The sequence below is a fragment of the Bartonella bacilliformis KC583 genome (assembly GCF_000015445.1).
GTDB lineage: Bacteria > Pseudomonadota > Alphaproteobacteria > Rhizobiales > Rhizobiaceae > Bartonella > Bartonella bacilliformis.
The window spans coordinates 181,808-196,177 of sequence record NC_008783.1; the positions used below are offsets into that span (position 1 = coordinate 181,808).

Sequence of the window (14,370 nt, forward strand, 5' to 3'; positions counted from 1 at the left end):
TGAAGTTTTGTCAGCAAAGGCATGTGGACTTAAAATTTGTATAGGATTGAGGCTCTATCGACAAGGACATGATGAGTGAGCTCTAAGAGTAAGCTCTTGTTAAAATGGCCTATGGAGATTTTGGCCTTTGTTGAAATTTGGAAATGGGATAACGCTTTCAACGTTGAGCTTTCTGCTCTAAATTTTCAGCTTTGATAAATGGACCGCGTCTAGGGAGATGAGTTATTCTTTGCAGCTGTTCAGTATAGAGTAAAAGGGTTTTGCGAGAATTTTTTAAAATGAGGTGAGCATTTTCTTAAATGAGATTGTAGAGAAATAAAGGCTATTCTTTTTGTGAATTTTAGATCAGTTTATAAAAACAGTGTGTGGTTTTTCAGGATTTAGAGAATAGTGTAAGTCGGGAACTCATGAAAAGGGTTGCGTCTTGTTTTGTTGAAAAAGATAAGCACTCTGGGGGAAAGTTTGTAACGGGCTTCAAACAGTCGTGGTAAAGGAAACAAAATGGCGCGTAAATATTTCGGTACAGATGGAATCCGTGGAAAAGCTAATATTTTCCCCATGACACCAGATTTCGCCATGAAAGTGGGGATAGCTGTTGGTGTTTTGTTTCGATCAAAAGCGACATCCCGTCGTGTTGTCATCGGGAAAGATACTCGATTATCTTGTTATATGCTTGAAAATGCTTTGGTTGCAGGGTTCACAGCAGCAGGGATGGATGCCTTTTTGCTGGGGCCTATCCCAACACCTGCTGTGGCGATGTTGTGTCGTTCATTACGCGCTGATATTGGGGTGATGATTTCTGCCTCTCATAATGCTTTTTATGATAATGGCATCAAGCTTTTTGGTCCTGATGGTTTTAAGCTGTCAGATGAAAAAGAAACAAAAATAGAGGCTTTGCTTGATTCTGATATTTCAGAACTGCCCCTGGCCAATTGTGAAGAAATTGGGCGAGCAAAACGGGTTGAAGGCGATATTTATCGTTATATTGAGTATGCCAAGCGGACTTTGCCGCGTGATGTGCGTTTGGATGCTTTGCGTATTGTGGTTGATTGTGCCAATGGTGCTACCTATAAAGCGGCGCCGCGTGCTTTATGGGAATTAGGGGCTGAGGTTATTGCCATTAATGATGAACCTAATGGTTTTAATATTAATCAAGAATGTGGTTCAACAGATCTGACATCTTTAAGAAATAAAGTTCATGAAGTGCGTGCTGATGTTGGTATTGCACTTGATGGTGATGGCGATCGTGTTTTGATGGTTGATGAAAAAGGGCAAATGATTGATGGTGATCAGTTGATTGCGGTCATTGCGGAACATTGGCACAAAACTGGGCGGTTGCACCATAAAGGCATTGTGACAACGGTGATGTCGAATTTAGGGTTGGAGCGCTTTTTATCGGAAAAAGGGCTAAAGCTTATCCGCACAGATGTTGGGGATCGCTATGTTGTTGATATGATGCGCCAGAAGAAATATAATATTGGTGGTGAATCCTCTGGCCATATTATTTTGAGTGATTTCTGCACCACGGGGGATGGCTTGGTGGCCGCTTTGCAGGTTTTGGCTTGTATGAAGGAAAGTCAACAACCGATGAGCCAGTTGTGTAAGCGCTTTGAGCCTGTGCCACAAATTTTGAAAAACAAGGTCGTGCACAATAAAAATGTCTTGCAAAAGTCTGAAGTGCAAGCAGCCCTTACGAAAGCCTCTGAGCATTTAGGCAAAGAGGGGCGGCTGTTGGTGCGCGCTTCTGGGACAGAACCGGTGATCCGTGTCATGGCAGAAGGGGATGACCGCAAAGCTATGACTGCTATAGTTGATGATCTCATTACGCTGATTGCGCGCCATGATCATGATTAAGACAAAATCATCATGGGGAAATTTTTCCCGTGTACGATTTCTCCCATGTACAATTTCTTTCTGTGCAAAATGTTGTGAAGCTTTTCCCTAAAAGGCAAGATCCCCTATAGGGATGGGGCTGGAATTAAGGGTTTAAAGGGAGGATTTGGGATTTAAGTGTTTAAGGATCGGGGTTGGGGATAAAGTCCTAAGGGTTTAGATTTTGGGGCATAGAGCCCGATCAGAAGGTTTTGTTTTGGAAGATTTTGCTTTTGCTTAAAGAGCATTTCCCAGCTCTGCTGGTATTTCATAACCTTTGTTTTATAAGGTTAAACTTTGAGATCAAAAATTTAGTCCAACAATGATAGCCATGATAGCCATGTTGCTTATGCTTATTCACAGGAGCAATTTCATGCTGTTGCACTTTGTGTAAACAGACCAACCTTCTTCGTGCAGAATGTGCATCAAGTATGCAGAGTGTGCATCAAGTATGGAGAATATGCAGTCAAAGGGTTACAAGGGGGCTAGAGAGGGCTTTGTTAATGCGGAACGGATCTCACTCTTTATCATTTTCATGTTGTTTTTTTATAAATTTTCATTGCAAGGGGGAAGAAAAGTCTCTGTGAAGGGGAGGCGGAAAAGGGCAAGGCTTGACTTAAACAAGATTTGTTTTCGGTTCTCTCTTGATTTGTTTTCGGTTCTCTCTTATGGTCGGGAAGCTTTATTTATTTTGTGTTGTTGGCCTTTGATCGTGAAGGGGCAAAAAATACAGTTGCAATATAATCGCGATATAGTCAAAGAAACAATAAAAACAATGCAAATGATGAGGGTACAGTAACACTGTCTGCGAGGGAGAAATGGGACCTGACGTAGCACCACTTCTAGAGGGTAATTTCCCTTCATTTGCAGCGCATGATTTTTCCCCTCTTGGCATGTTTATGGCAGCCGATTTTGTTGTAAAAGCCGTGATGGTTCTTCTTATTTTGGCATCTATTGTATCGTGGACAATTGCTTTTGCCAAAATCGTTGAAATCACTTTGGCAAAACGCAAAGCACGGCGCGCTTTACACTCCGCTCAGCAGGCGCAGACTTTGGCGTGTTTGGTGGATCAGTTGCAAAATCAAACAGGGGCGAGTGTTTTATTTCTCCAAGAGACATTGAGAGAAATTTCTTTGTCAACACAACAGGATGTTAGTCTATCCGCACAACAGGGCTTTATCTCATCCATGCAACAAGGTGTTGCTGGACAAAAAGGCGTTGCTCTATCAACAATGCAACAGGGTTTTTCCGTACAAAAGGGCGTTCCTCTGTCAACAATGCAACAGGGTGTTTCCGTACAAAAAGGTGTTCCTTTGTCAACAACGCAACAGAGCGCTGCTGGGTCTGAAGAGGCAGAGAACAACAATAATCCAGACATTCTTTCAGGCATGCTCCATGAAGGTGTGAAAGAACGGGTTCATTCGCTGTTATCGCGCTCCTTATTGGTGGCAACACAGCGTATGGCAGCAGGCAATGCTATCTTGGCAACGATTGGGGCCATTTCTCCCTTTGTCGGGCTTTTTGCAACCGTTTGGGGGATTATGAATTCCTTTATTGGAATTGCAAAAACACAAACAACGCGGTTAGATGTGGTGGCACCAGGCATTGCGGAAGCCTTATTGGCAACGGCTCTTGGGCTTTTTGTTGCGATCCCCGCTGTGGTGATGTACAATGGTTTGTCACGTGCCTTGAGCCATTATCGCAGTGATTTAGGCAATGTCGCTGCGGCCATTGAAAGACTCTTAAGTCGTGATATGGATCGACAAAGACAACAAAAAAGTCTCCAATAATGGCCATGAATTTTCGAGATGATTGGGATAATGCAGAAGATTTTGAGCTCAATAATACAATCAATGTGACGCCTTTCATTGATGTTATTTTGGTGTTGCTCATTGTTTTTATGGTGGCAGCGCCTTTGGCTACATCGGTCATTCCTGTTCAACTGCCATCTGTTACGCAAGAGCCTGTTTCACATCCTGATGAACCACTTTACATTACTTTAAAAAAGGATGAATCTTGGTATGTCGGCAATAAGCCTGTGAGTGAGGCTGATTTTATGGAGATCTTATCTCAAGAGACTGAGCAGAATCTTGAAACGAAGATTTTAATCAATGCTGATGCTGAAATTGATTATGGCTATGTGGTGGGTGTGATTGATCGGGTCCGCATGGCTGGCTATACCAAAATTGGCCTTGTCGGGCTGCAAAAAACGGCCAATAAAACGGTTGAGACTATTCCTGCTGAATAATCTTTACGACTTTCTCAATGATTTAAAAACTTTACGCGTAAACAAAAAACCTCATGCTTAAATTAAATAAGTGAGGGACATATTTTCTTAAAGCATTTTCGCGGGTCGTGGTTGTGCATGGGGCGCGTAAATGTTGAGGGAGAAGTTTTCTGGCGTTTTTTCTCAGCATCATCAGCTTTTTGTGCTCTCTTCATATTCTTCTTCACTGTTTTGGCCGGTGTGCTGGATACCCTTCTTTTTTGCACCTTTAGAACAGGAAGTAGAAGTGATTTCGCGAGTTATGGCGGAAGGGTATAGAGAGTGCATGTTATTATTAGGTGCATAGTAGATAATATATGAGGATATATGGGGGCAGGAGCAGGCGTGAATGGAGGTGCCATGTCTCTGGAGTTACATGTCTGGAATTACATGCATGAAGGTGAGGGGGTACCCATGTTCGTGCTGTATGGGGGTATGTGTGCCTAGTCGTTGCGCGCATGGAGCGCGTAAATGTTGAGGGAGCAGTTTTTGGGCGTTTTTTCTCAGTATCATCGGCCTTTTTCACGCTCTTCACATTCTTCTTCACTGTTTTGGCCGGTATGCTGGATGCCCTTCTTTTTTGCACCTTTAGAACAGGAAGTAGAAGTGATTTCGTGAGTTATGGCGGAAGGGTATAGAGAGTGCATGTTATTATTAGGTGCATAGTAGATAATATATGAGGATATAGTGGGGGCAGGAGCAGGCGTGAATGGAGGTGCCATGTCTCTGGAGTTACATGCATGAAGGTGAGGGTATCCATGTTCGTGCTGTATGGGGGGAGGTGTGCTTAGTCGTTGCGCGCATGGAGCGCGTGCGTAAATGTAAGTGCATGCGATGGGGGCAGAAGCCGGCGTATAGAGTTGTGTGAATATAGGTGCCATAGGGTGAGGACGTATAGGCTTGATGCTCAGCTTCTGTCTTTTCATGGAGAGTGTTGGGTCATGGAGAGTGTTGGGCTTTGTAAGGGGATGATCAAGCCTTGCATAGTGATGGGGCTATAGGTGCAAGTGTTTCAGCCTTATGCTGGCAGGTATTTAAGAGTGTGTTACAAGGCATTTACGCATAAATACGCATAAAGGTGAGCACATAGATGTTTGTGCATGGAGAATCCGATGGGGGAGAGGAATAGATAGCAGAGATGGATGGTGCAAAGCGCACCATCACTATCATCGTGATTTTTATTATAGATTTATATTATTTCTGCCCTGTTGAACCAAAGCCGCCAGTGCCGCGCCCTGTGTTAGGTTGATTGCTAAGATCTGTTTGAGAAGAGGTAAGATCTGAATTTGGGTCCAGCAGGCGAACTTCCACCTGAGTCACAGGAGCGATGACCGTTTGGGCAATGCGCATTCCACGTTCAATGATAAAGTCTTCTTGGCCTAAATTGATCAGCAACACTTTTACCTCACCACGGTAATCACTATCAATCGTGCCTGGGGTGTTGAGGCAGGTGATGCCATTCTTTAAAGCTAAGCCAGAGCGTGGGCGTATTTGTGCTTCAAAACCAGGGGAGAGATGAAAAATAAGACCTGTGGGGATAAGAGCCCGCTGCCCAGGGGAGAGTGTGATGCTCTCATTTTCAGGAAGCGCGGCCCGTAGATCAAGACCTGCTGAGCCTTCTGTGGCATAATGGGGAAGTCCTAGACCTTGTCCATGTTCAAGGCATTGAACCCATAAAGGTAATTTTTGCGATGGAGAGGAAGAATTGTGTGCGTCTTGCAAAGACATGTGGGGATGATGATCAGACATGGCAAAAGATTTCCAAAACAGTAAAAAACAGACGAAATGTTAACACCAGCATGTTTTTAAAAAACAAGCCGATAAAGGGCGCACTCTATGGGATGAGCTGTGCTCCACTAAAGGTGCACCCCACGCGATGAGCTATACTTCGCAGTATATACGTTACCAAAAAAATGTCTGTAATAAAAACCAAAATTCCACCAAGAAGATGGTGGTGTAACACTTGGCCCAAAAGAGGGAAGAGCAAGCAAGTATGGCTTAAGAGGGAGAAAGGCAAGGAGCAGCCTAAATGGCAAGAAGATGTTGGCGTAGAAAGGGAGGAGAAGATGTTGGGTGTGAGGCCATGAAAGGGTAGGGACGCAGCTGATGTGAGGCACGTCTTACGAGGGGAAAAGGCATGTCCTAAAGGGCGCAAAGATGGTGGCAGTGAGGGGGCAGGGAAGAGTGAGAGGCAACATTATGTGAGACTTCTTGAGAAAGTGAGAAGACGTTGGTAGGGGCATGCCTAAATGGCAAGAAGATATTAGAGTGAAGCTTTCTTAAAAGGATGAAGAAGGAACGGTTTAAGAAGGCAGCTGGTGCAGAGCACGGATTAAGAGAGAGGAAGAAGAACAGGGCTCAGCCTAAGAGAAGAAGAAGACCTTTGCATACGGCATGGCCTATTTGCATGAGTCATGGCCTGAGAGGATGGAGGAAAGATGTGGCTTCAGAAGGTAAAAAATGTTGGTATGAAGTTTGACTGAAGAAGAGGAAATGTAAGACACGTCTTAAAGAGCAAAAAGATGTTGTGTGTGAGGGGACAGAGAAGAGTGAGAGGCAATATGAAGTGGGCTATCTTAAGAGGGCGAGAAGACGTTGGTGGGAGCATGCCTAAGGGGAAAAAAATGGTGGCATGAAGCCTGAAAGGGCAGGAACATGGCTGGTATGACGCATAACTTCAGAAGGAGAAAGGTATGTCCTAAAGGACAAAAAGATGGTGGCGGTGAGGTGAGCGGAGAAGAGTGAGAGGTAACACCATGTGAGGCACGGCCTCAAGAGGAGAAGAGCAAGGCATGGCTTAAGCGGAGAACCTTGCTTCCTCTTCCAGATTTATGCACTGCCAATCAAAATACCGGTCGCAAAGACCAAAATACCACCAACAATCACCTGTAGGGAAGCACGCCAAAAAGGTGTTGCCATAAATTTATTTTGAATCCAAACAATGGCCCATAATTCAAAAAACACAATAATAAGCGCAAGAATTGTTGCCGCGTAAAAAGAGGAAAGCAAATAAGGCAATGTATGGCCCAGCCCACCCAGCGTTGTCATGATGCCGTTGGCGATGCCTCTTTTCAGTGGTGAGCCGCGCCCGGATAATTTGCCATCATCGTGGGCGGCTTCTGTAAACCCCATGGAAAGACCCGCCCCAATGGAAGCAGAAAGGCCTATTAAAAAGGTTTTATGAGTGTCACCCGTGGCAAAAGCTGCAGCAAAAATTGGCGCCAGAGTAGAAACAGATCCATCCATTAAACCCGCAAGGCCAGGTTGGATCCATGTTAACAATCGTTGCCGATATTTGGGTGACGAATGGATAGGGTCTGTTGGCTTTGCTCCTTCTGCATAGGCTGCTTGTATAGCTGGTACCGATGCAGGAGAGGCTTCAGGAAGCCATGACTCTAAAATTTTTACATAATTTTTACAAGAAAAACACTGACAGCGTTGATGATGCTGCGAGGAATGATCCTTCGTATTGGCAGGGAAGGTTGCTTTTAAAGGGCAAGACAGCTGCAGTGGTGCTTGGCTATTGCTGTAGCAATAAAGGGTTGCACAAGGTCCTGTCACTGTTAAAGCATGAGAGTCTGTGTAAGAGGTAGAGAATTTGCGTTTCAACAGTGAAAAAAGGGCTTCAAACATAACAGACCTTTGTAATTTAGAATTATTCTAAAACATAAAGCATCAAAAATAAAAGTCAATCCGAAATCAGAATTTTCTGTGTGATAAGGTAAGAAACTCTGTGTTTTGTTGCTGTGCAAGAGAGGGGACAAGAGTTGTGATGGGGGGAGTGTAAGGGAGAAAATGGCCGTAATGAGGGCTATAATATAAGGGAGATAGAGCTGTCATGGAGAGGGATTATGAGTGAAAGGTGTAAAGTGATGGAAGATATGATGGAGAACTGTGACAGGGGCCATGGAGGGGGCCATGATAAGGGCCATAATGGATGGCTGTAATGGGAGGTTCTCATGGAGGGTTGTGGGTATGTTGTGCATGGCTTGTGGATGCGATGTGGCATAGTTTGTGGATGTAGCGCGTATATCCTGTGGATTGCAGCACCTTTTTATGTGTGGGATGTTGCTCTTTAAGCGCAGGATTTTATGCTATTTTGCGTTTTGATAACATCCCCTTTGAGGCAACAAAAAGGCTAAGCAGCATATAAAACAGGCTTGCTACGGCGTTCCATCCTGCAAAGGATAAAAAGAGAAAATGCCCTGGAGCTTGCGAACAAGAAGGTGGTTGGATATTGTTTAAGTGATGCAATAAGTGGTTGGCATTTGTGGTGAGCCTTGTTGCCCCTACGCCACAACTGGTTGGCGCAGGCCAAAGTTGATATTCAATCCCCACATGATAGATCGCTAAGCCAAGGCTACAGGCCATGATCCCCCCAACACATAAAAACAAAAACCTTACCCAGCAAGATGTTTTGACAAACCATGCCCATAGGCTGGCGGTGCCCAAAAAAACAAGAGCACTGTAATAAGGCAAGCGCTCAATAAGGCATAAAGAACATGGGAGATACCCCCCAATATATTCAAAACCAAGAGCCAGACCCACAGTGACTAAGAGACTGAGAGTAAGGCATAACGCCCAAAAACATCGTTCTTTATTGCTTTGTGTTTGGTAAAGATGTTTATGCAAAAAAGAGGGCAGGGATAAAAAAGGAACCATGGCTTATTGTCTTTAAAAATTGAGATAATATTTCAAAACAGTAGAAAAAAGCCCATAAATCAATCCAAAAGCAATTAAACCAGTGAATAAGACCCATTTCCACTGTTTCGATATAAAGGAAAGCACTTGCGAGCCAAAACGTTGAATAAGCCACGCGAAAAAATAAAAACGAGCACCACGGGCGATCAAAGATGTGGTGGCAAAGAGCCAAAGAGGAATGTCCATTGCACCTGCAAAAAGTGTGGTCATCTTGATGGGGGGGATGTGAAACAACCCTGAAAGAAAGATGCAAACCACAAGCATTTCCTGTGTGATATGGGTTTGTAGAGCTTGAAAATAGTCATATTTGTCATAAAATTCTAAGACGGGTCTGGCGATGCTATCATAGGCATAGGCGCCAATATACCAGCCCAAAATGCCGCCCAAAATAGAACAAACTGTCGCGATAAATGCGTAATGATAGGCTTTTTTAGGGCGAAGAAGCGACATCGGAATGTATAATACATCCCCCGGGACAGGGAAAAAAGAACTTTCAATAAACACAATGAAGCCAAGCCAATAGGAAGCTGTCCGCCGTGTTCCTAAAGAAATTGTCCAATTTTTTAATCTTTTTATGTTTTGTTTTATGTTCATAAAAGTCAAATTCTCTGTTGTAGGTTAAAAATTTTGATCCAACAGATGTTCCCTCCAAAGAGTGTTTCTATAGAGAGAAACTTGTGAAAATTGAACCCTGGAGAAAACAACAGAGATCAAAACTGTGGCCCATTTTGTAAAAAATAGAATGCACCTGTTGACGAATCTACCATTCTTCATATAGTGCAAGGTCAAAGAGTACAAGTCTAACGGTGCTATACTCTTGAGCATTGCATGCGGGTGTGGTGGAACTGGTAGACGCGCCAGACTCAAAATCTGGTTCCGAGAGGAGTGTCGGTTCGAGTCCGACCACCCGCACCAGTGCCCGTAAGTGCTATCTTGTAAGCGGTATATGGAGTGAGTGGTCTGTTGAGTGGGCCTCGTGTATTCCTGTATATTAAAGGGGCTTATGCATTGAATGGCCCTGCATATCAAACAAGACCGTAATTGACGTGAGCTTATTTTTTCTCAACTTATTCCCCGGTTTAAGCTTTCTAGTTAGTTTTTCTTTGTTAATGCGAGTCTGATGAAATTTTGCTGCGCAGGCTCTTCCTGCTTATGCGTTAACTTGCAACGCATAAATCATCTATGGGAGGATTTCATACTTGGAAAATTGGTATGGGGGATTTAATGCCTGTTCTCAACTTATTCCCCGGTTTAAGCTTTCTAGTTAGTTTTTCTTTGTTAATGCGAGCCTGATGAAACTTTGCTGCGCAGGCTCTTCCTGCTTATGCGTTAACTTGCAACGCATAAATCATCTATAGGAGGATTTCATACTTGGAAAATTGATATGGGGGATTTAATGCCTGTTCTCAACTCATTCCCCGGTTTAAGCTTTCTAGTTAGTTTTTCTTTGTTAATGCGAGTCTGATGAAATTTTGCTGCGCAGGCTCTTCCTGCTTATGCGTTAACTTGCAACGCATAAATCATCTATGGGAGGATTTCATACTTGGAAAATTGGTATGGGGGATTTAATGCCTGTTCTCAACTTATTCCCCGGTTTAAGCTTTCTAGTTAGTTTTTCTTTGTTAATGCGAGCCTGATGAAACTTTGCTGCGCAGGCTCTTCCTGCTTATGCGTTAACTTGCAACGCATAAATCATCTATAGGAGGATTTCATACTTGGAAAATTGATATGGGGGATTTAATGCCTGTTCTCAACTCATTCCCCGGTTTAAGCTTTCTAGTTAGTTTTTCTTTGTTAATGCGAGTCTGATGAAACTTTGCTGCGCAGGCTCTTCCTGCTTATGCGTTAACTTGCAACGCATAAATCATCTATGGGAGGATTTCATACTTGGAAAATTGATATGGGGGATTTAATGCCTGATGATTTTAGTATGAGGGATTTTTACCGGGGATTAATGTGGGGATTTGAATCCTTGAAGATTGGTATGAGGGATTTGAGTCCTTGGAGATTTTGCAATTTTAACATGACGACATTTTTTGTGGATTTTCTGCAGGAAGTTCATTTAAGAAAAGCCTATGTGCGGTTTTTTTAAAGACTTTGCTTTCACATAGCCCCAATGAAGTGCCATCAAGTCCAAACAGTCGCGCGAATGATCCGCTAGGGAGTTTTGCTTGCGTTTGACAGAGTTTAATTCTTTGATCGATAGGCCATAACCGACCACTTGCTCAACCAGGGCATAGCCGAGAATTCCATATTTTTTGTGGATTTTCTGCAGGACGTTCATTTAAGAAAAGCCTATGTGCAGTTTTTTTTAAGACTTTGCTTTCACATAGCCCCAATGAAGTGCCATCAAGTCCAAACAGTCGCGCAAATGATCCGCTAGGGAGTTTTGTTTGCGTTTGACAGGATTTAATTCTTTGATCGATAGGCCATAACCGACCACTTGCTCAACCAGGGCATAACCGAGAATTCCAAGTTGAATTTTGATCTCTCGTAGCTGTTTGGCTGCTTCTATCTGGGACTCGATCTTACCTTGATAAGGGGGATTGCCGTCAACCTTTTGCCGGGTAAAATCAAAGCCCATATGCGCTTGTCCTTGTATTTGGTACCAATATTTATAGAAATGTTCTGCTGCTTTATATTGCGCTCGGCTGATATGCCCTTTGGCATATAACAGGGCAATGGGGCGGCTATACGCATCGGCTATGGCTATGATGGTGCGGGGGTTTCTGGAACTCTCTTTATACGCTGGTTGGAAATATGGGTTGCTCGTTTCAATGGCGATAGCCTGTGTTTTCAAAGACCCGAGATTTTGAGAGGATTTGCCTGGATTTTGAGAGGATTTGCCTGTTTTTTTCAAAGATTGTGCGACATTTTGCTTTGAATGCGTGACATCTTGCTTTTTTTGTTGCGGTGTTTTTACAGAATGAGCGTGTTTCTTCATGGGATTCTCCTGAAAAAAGATCATTAATTTTTGTGTGTTTGGAAAGCGGGTGTGGCCTGTGCACCTAATGCACAGGGTTAGGGGTGAGGCCGCGAGGAGAGGCATCTGCAAGATAGCGGCGCAACCATGGCGTTTCTTCTGGTGAACAGCGATAACGGTAGCTTTGTGGATCAAACCACAGGCCGACTTTGCCTTCAAAATCACCGGAGCGTTGTTTGGCGATATTCATCACCACGCCGGGGCGTTTGGTTAATTCTGCTTTTTCATGTAGCTGTTGTGTGGCAAAAATTTTGTCTTCTAAAGGGCGGTTGCGCCAAATGGTGATAATGTTAAACGCATTGGCGCCAATTTCTGAAGCGCCTTTGATATCTTCTGTGCCGGGGATATCTTTGTCGACACCGCTTTTGCGCGCATGGGCAACAAGGTGAACGTGCACAGCGTTTAAAACAGCCCAGTCTACTATTTTATAGACCGCTTGTTCCTGCCCGGTATAGTCATCAGCGGCGATGCCAAGTCGCATCAAACTGTCGATAATAAATTGGTCGCAGCCATATTTGGCACGGCAATAGTCAAACACATCAAGAAGAGTTTCAACATTTGATTTGCCTACATGTTCGTACAAAATGAGACCGTGATCAAGAAAATGCAAAATCTGTTCAATTTTTTCTTTTGTCGGGTGGCTGGTTCCCCCTGTTTGTTTGATAAGACGACGCAAAGATTGCTCTCCTTTCATTTCTAAAGAGGCTAAGCAAAGGCGGCTTTCTTGTGCGATCCAATGGGGGATACAGTCTGACAACAGCTGGCTTTTGCCGGCCCCACTGGCGCCACTCCACAAGGTTAATTCTGCTGGCCGAAATGATAATTTTCCCTCTAACTTCGGGTAAGGCACGCTATAGCCCACATGCTGTTCTGGGTTTGGCCAAAAGAGTTCCAGCACTTTTTCCTTATAATCAGAGGCACGGTGCAACCCTTCCGGCGCGAAGCTTTTTGCTTTTGCAAAGGCTTGCGCTATGGTGGCGGCATCTAGGCCTGCGGTTAAACAATCATTTGCATCCTTATAGGGCAGACACACTCGGTAACAACGGTGGCGTCCAAGCCGGTTAGCAATGGCCAGAGCGGCTTCTTCTCCCGGTGGGTCCATATCGGTTGCGAGATAAATTTTTTCAAAAATCTCTAAATGATCAAATTCTTGCTCAATCCAGGCATGTTTGCCCCCTTTACCTCCTCCAAAGGGAAGAGATAAAGCCGGATATCCATAAGCTGCCAAAGAGAGGGCATCAATTTCCCCTTCAGTGATGACAAGATCACGCGCCTGCTTTGCATTCTGCGTTGGTGGAAAGGCACGGTCACTCAAAAGGGCCTGCGAGGCTGGTGAGGAGGCCTGCGTTGGTAGGAGTGGTGAGGAGGTTTGCGTTGCAGGTTTTTTTATGGAGGTCTGCGGGGAGGTTTGCACAGATAAGGAAGAAAGGTCATTCAAAGGAGCCTGCGTTAGTGGAAAGACACGGTCACTCAAAGGGGCTTGCGAGGCCGGCGAAGAGGTCTGCGAGGCCGGTGAGGATGATGGGGCCTGTGCAGATCGGGAAGAAAGGTTACCCAGGGGGGCTTGCGAGGCCGGTGAGGAAGTTAAGGCTTGCGAGGAGGTCTGTAACGAAACTTGCGAAGCCGGTGAGGATGATGGGGCCTGTGCAGGTCGGGAAGAAAGGTTACCCAGGGGGGCTTGCGAGGCCGGTGAGGAAGTTAAGGCTTGCGAGGAGGCCTGTAACGAAACCTGCGAAGCCGGTGAGGATGATAGGGCCTGTGCAGGTCGGGAAGAGAGATCACCCAAAGGATCCTGCGAAGCAGGTTGTGAAGCAGGGAAGAGGGCTTGCCAGCCAAATAAAATCGGCTCACACTGCGCGGTGGTAGGTTTAGCTTTGGCTCCTGCTTCGGCGCGCCGGGCTTTCACCATGGCCAGTGTGCCATCGGGCTTATAAAAAGGAAAAAGGATGCTATTGCCCTCTTCCTTAATGCGGTAACGCGCTAAGATCTCTAGGGGTATACGCCGTTCATGGTGCAAATAGCTCTTCACCACACCGCTAGGGTCGTGACCTTTTGGTGGAGGCGGAAGACAATAAGTGCGGCGTGGCGCCATAAAGGGTTTTGGGCGGGAAAGATTAAGATAAGCGCGGGCTTCCTCTAATGCCGCCGAGAGGGGGATGCCTTTTACTGCACACCAGAGATCTAACAGATCTCCCCCAATTCCCTCAGCAAAATCATACCACAGGCCTGCTTTGCTACCGCTTAAACAGAGCGATAAACTTTGCCCTGCTTCCCCGTGGATATTGCCGATGATCCAAGCATTGCCCTTTTTTCGCCCTTGCGGAAGAAGCATTTCAGCAATAGCTTGCACGTAAAGCAAAAGTTTTTGTTTAACCTCAATAAGTGTGCTCATGGTCTCCCCCTGACGAGAATGTGTTCCTGATGAGAATGTGATTAGATCTGCATCGTTAGTGTGAATGAGTGCGGTGTAAGTAGGTGGTTATGGTTGCCTAATGAGTGAGATGGGTTGTGGTGTAAGTGGGTGGCTATAGTTGCTGGTGAGTGAATG

Annotated in this window: 9 protein-coding genes, 1 tRNA gene and 1 pseudogene; 4 read left to right on the forward strand and 7 right to left on the reverse strand. The window is 44.8% G+C overall.

Features of this window, described 5'->3' with window-relative positions:
* Positions 1-501 precede the first annotated feature (501 nt).
* From glmM to BARBAKC583_RS00860, 3 genes are all read left to right on the forward strand, one after another.
* On the forward strand, positions 502-1,854 hold the full coding sequence (gene glmM / locus BARBAKC583_RS00845; RefSeq protein ID WP_005765980.1) for a phosphoglucosamine mutase: 1,353 nt from the start codon (positions 502-504) through the stop codon (positions 1,852-1,854).
* Positions 1,855-2,690: 836 nt separating this feature from the next.
* Complete coding sequence (locus tag BARBAKC583_RS00855; protein ID WP_005765983.1) at positions 2,691-3,662, forward strand: MotA/TolQ/ExbB proton channel family protein; 972 nt, start codon at positions 2,691-2,693, stop codon at positions 3,660-3,662.
* Positions 3,662-4,120, forward strand: coding sequence for a biopolymer transporter ExbD (locus tag BARBAKC583_RS00860; protein ID WP_005765984.1), 459 nt, complete (start codon positions 3,662-3,664; stop codon positions 4,118-4,120). The genes BARBAKC583_RS00855 and BARBAKC583_RS00860 overlap by 1 nt, the downstream gene beginning before the upstream one ends.
* Positions 4,121-5,332: 1,212 nt before the next feature.
* On the opposite strand, the gene dut is transcribed toward BARBAKC583_RS00860, so the two are convergent.
* From dut to BARBAKC583_RS00895, 4 genes are all read right to left on the reverse strand, one after another.
* Complete coding sequence (dut, locus tag BARBAKC583_RS00875; protein ID WP_005765991.1) at positions 5,333-5,887, reverse strand: dUTP diphosphatase; 555 nt, start codon at positions 5,885-5,887, stop codon at positions 5,333-5,335.
* A 1,080-nt stretch (positions 5,888-6,967) separates the two neighbouring features.
* Entirely contained in the window at positions 6,968-7,771 is an 804-nt protein-coding gene (locus BARBAKC583_RS00885; RefSeq protein WP_005766000.1) for a VIT1/CCC1 transporter family protein, read from the reverse strand.
* 456 nt (positions 7,772-8,227) lie between these two features.
* Entirely contained in the window at positions 8,228-8,800 is a 573-nt protein-coding gene (locus BARBAKC583_RS00890; protein WP_005766002.1) for a disulfide bond formation protein B, read from the reverse strand.
* Between the two features lie 12 nt (positions 8,801-8,812).
* Complete coding sequence (locus BARBAKC583_RS00895) at positions 8,813-9,433, reverse strand: YqaA family protein (protein ID WP_005766004.1); 621 nt, start codon at positions 9,431-9,433, stop codon at positions 8,813-8,815.
* Positions 9,434-9,669: 236 nt separating this feature from the next.
* On the opposite strand from BARBAKC583_RS00895, the gene BARBAKC583_RS00900 reads away from it, so the two are divergent.
* A tRNA-Leu gene (locus tag BARBAKC583_RS00900) sits at positions 9,670-9,754 on the forward strand.
* 1,147 nt (positions 9,755-10,901) lie between these two features.
* Here the strand turns inward: BARBAKC583_RS00900 and BARBAKC583_RS06735 are convergent.
* The 3 genes and pseudogenes from BARBAKC583_RS06735 to BARBAKC583_RS00915 form a co-directional block, all read right to left on the reverse strand.
* A pseudogene (locus BARBAKC583_RS06735) lies at positions 10,902-11,120 on the reverse strand (hypothetical protein); the annotation flags it as partial.
* Positions 11,121-11,150: 30 nt separating this feature from the next.
* Positions 11,151-11,783: a hypothetical protein gene (locus BARBAKC583_RS00910; protein ID WP_005766008.1), complete on the reverse strand. Its 633-nt coding sequence runs from the start codon at positions 11,781-11,783 to the stop codon at positions 11,151-11,153.
* Positions 11,784-11,847: 64 nt separating this feature from the next.
* Positions 11,848-14,214, reverse strand: coding sequence for a toprim domain-containing protein (locus BARBAKC583_RS00915; RefSeq protein WP_005766010.1), 2,367 nt, complete (start codon positions 14,212-14,214; stop codon positions 11,848-11,850).
* Positions 14,215-14,370: the final 156 nt, after the last annotated feature.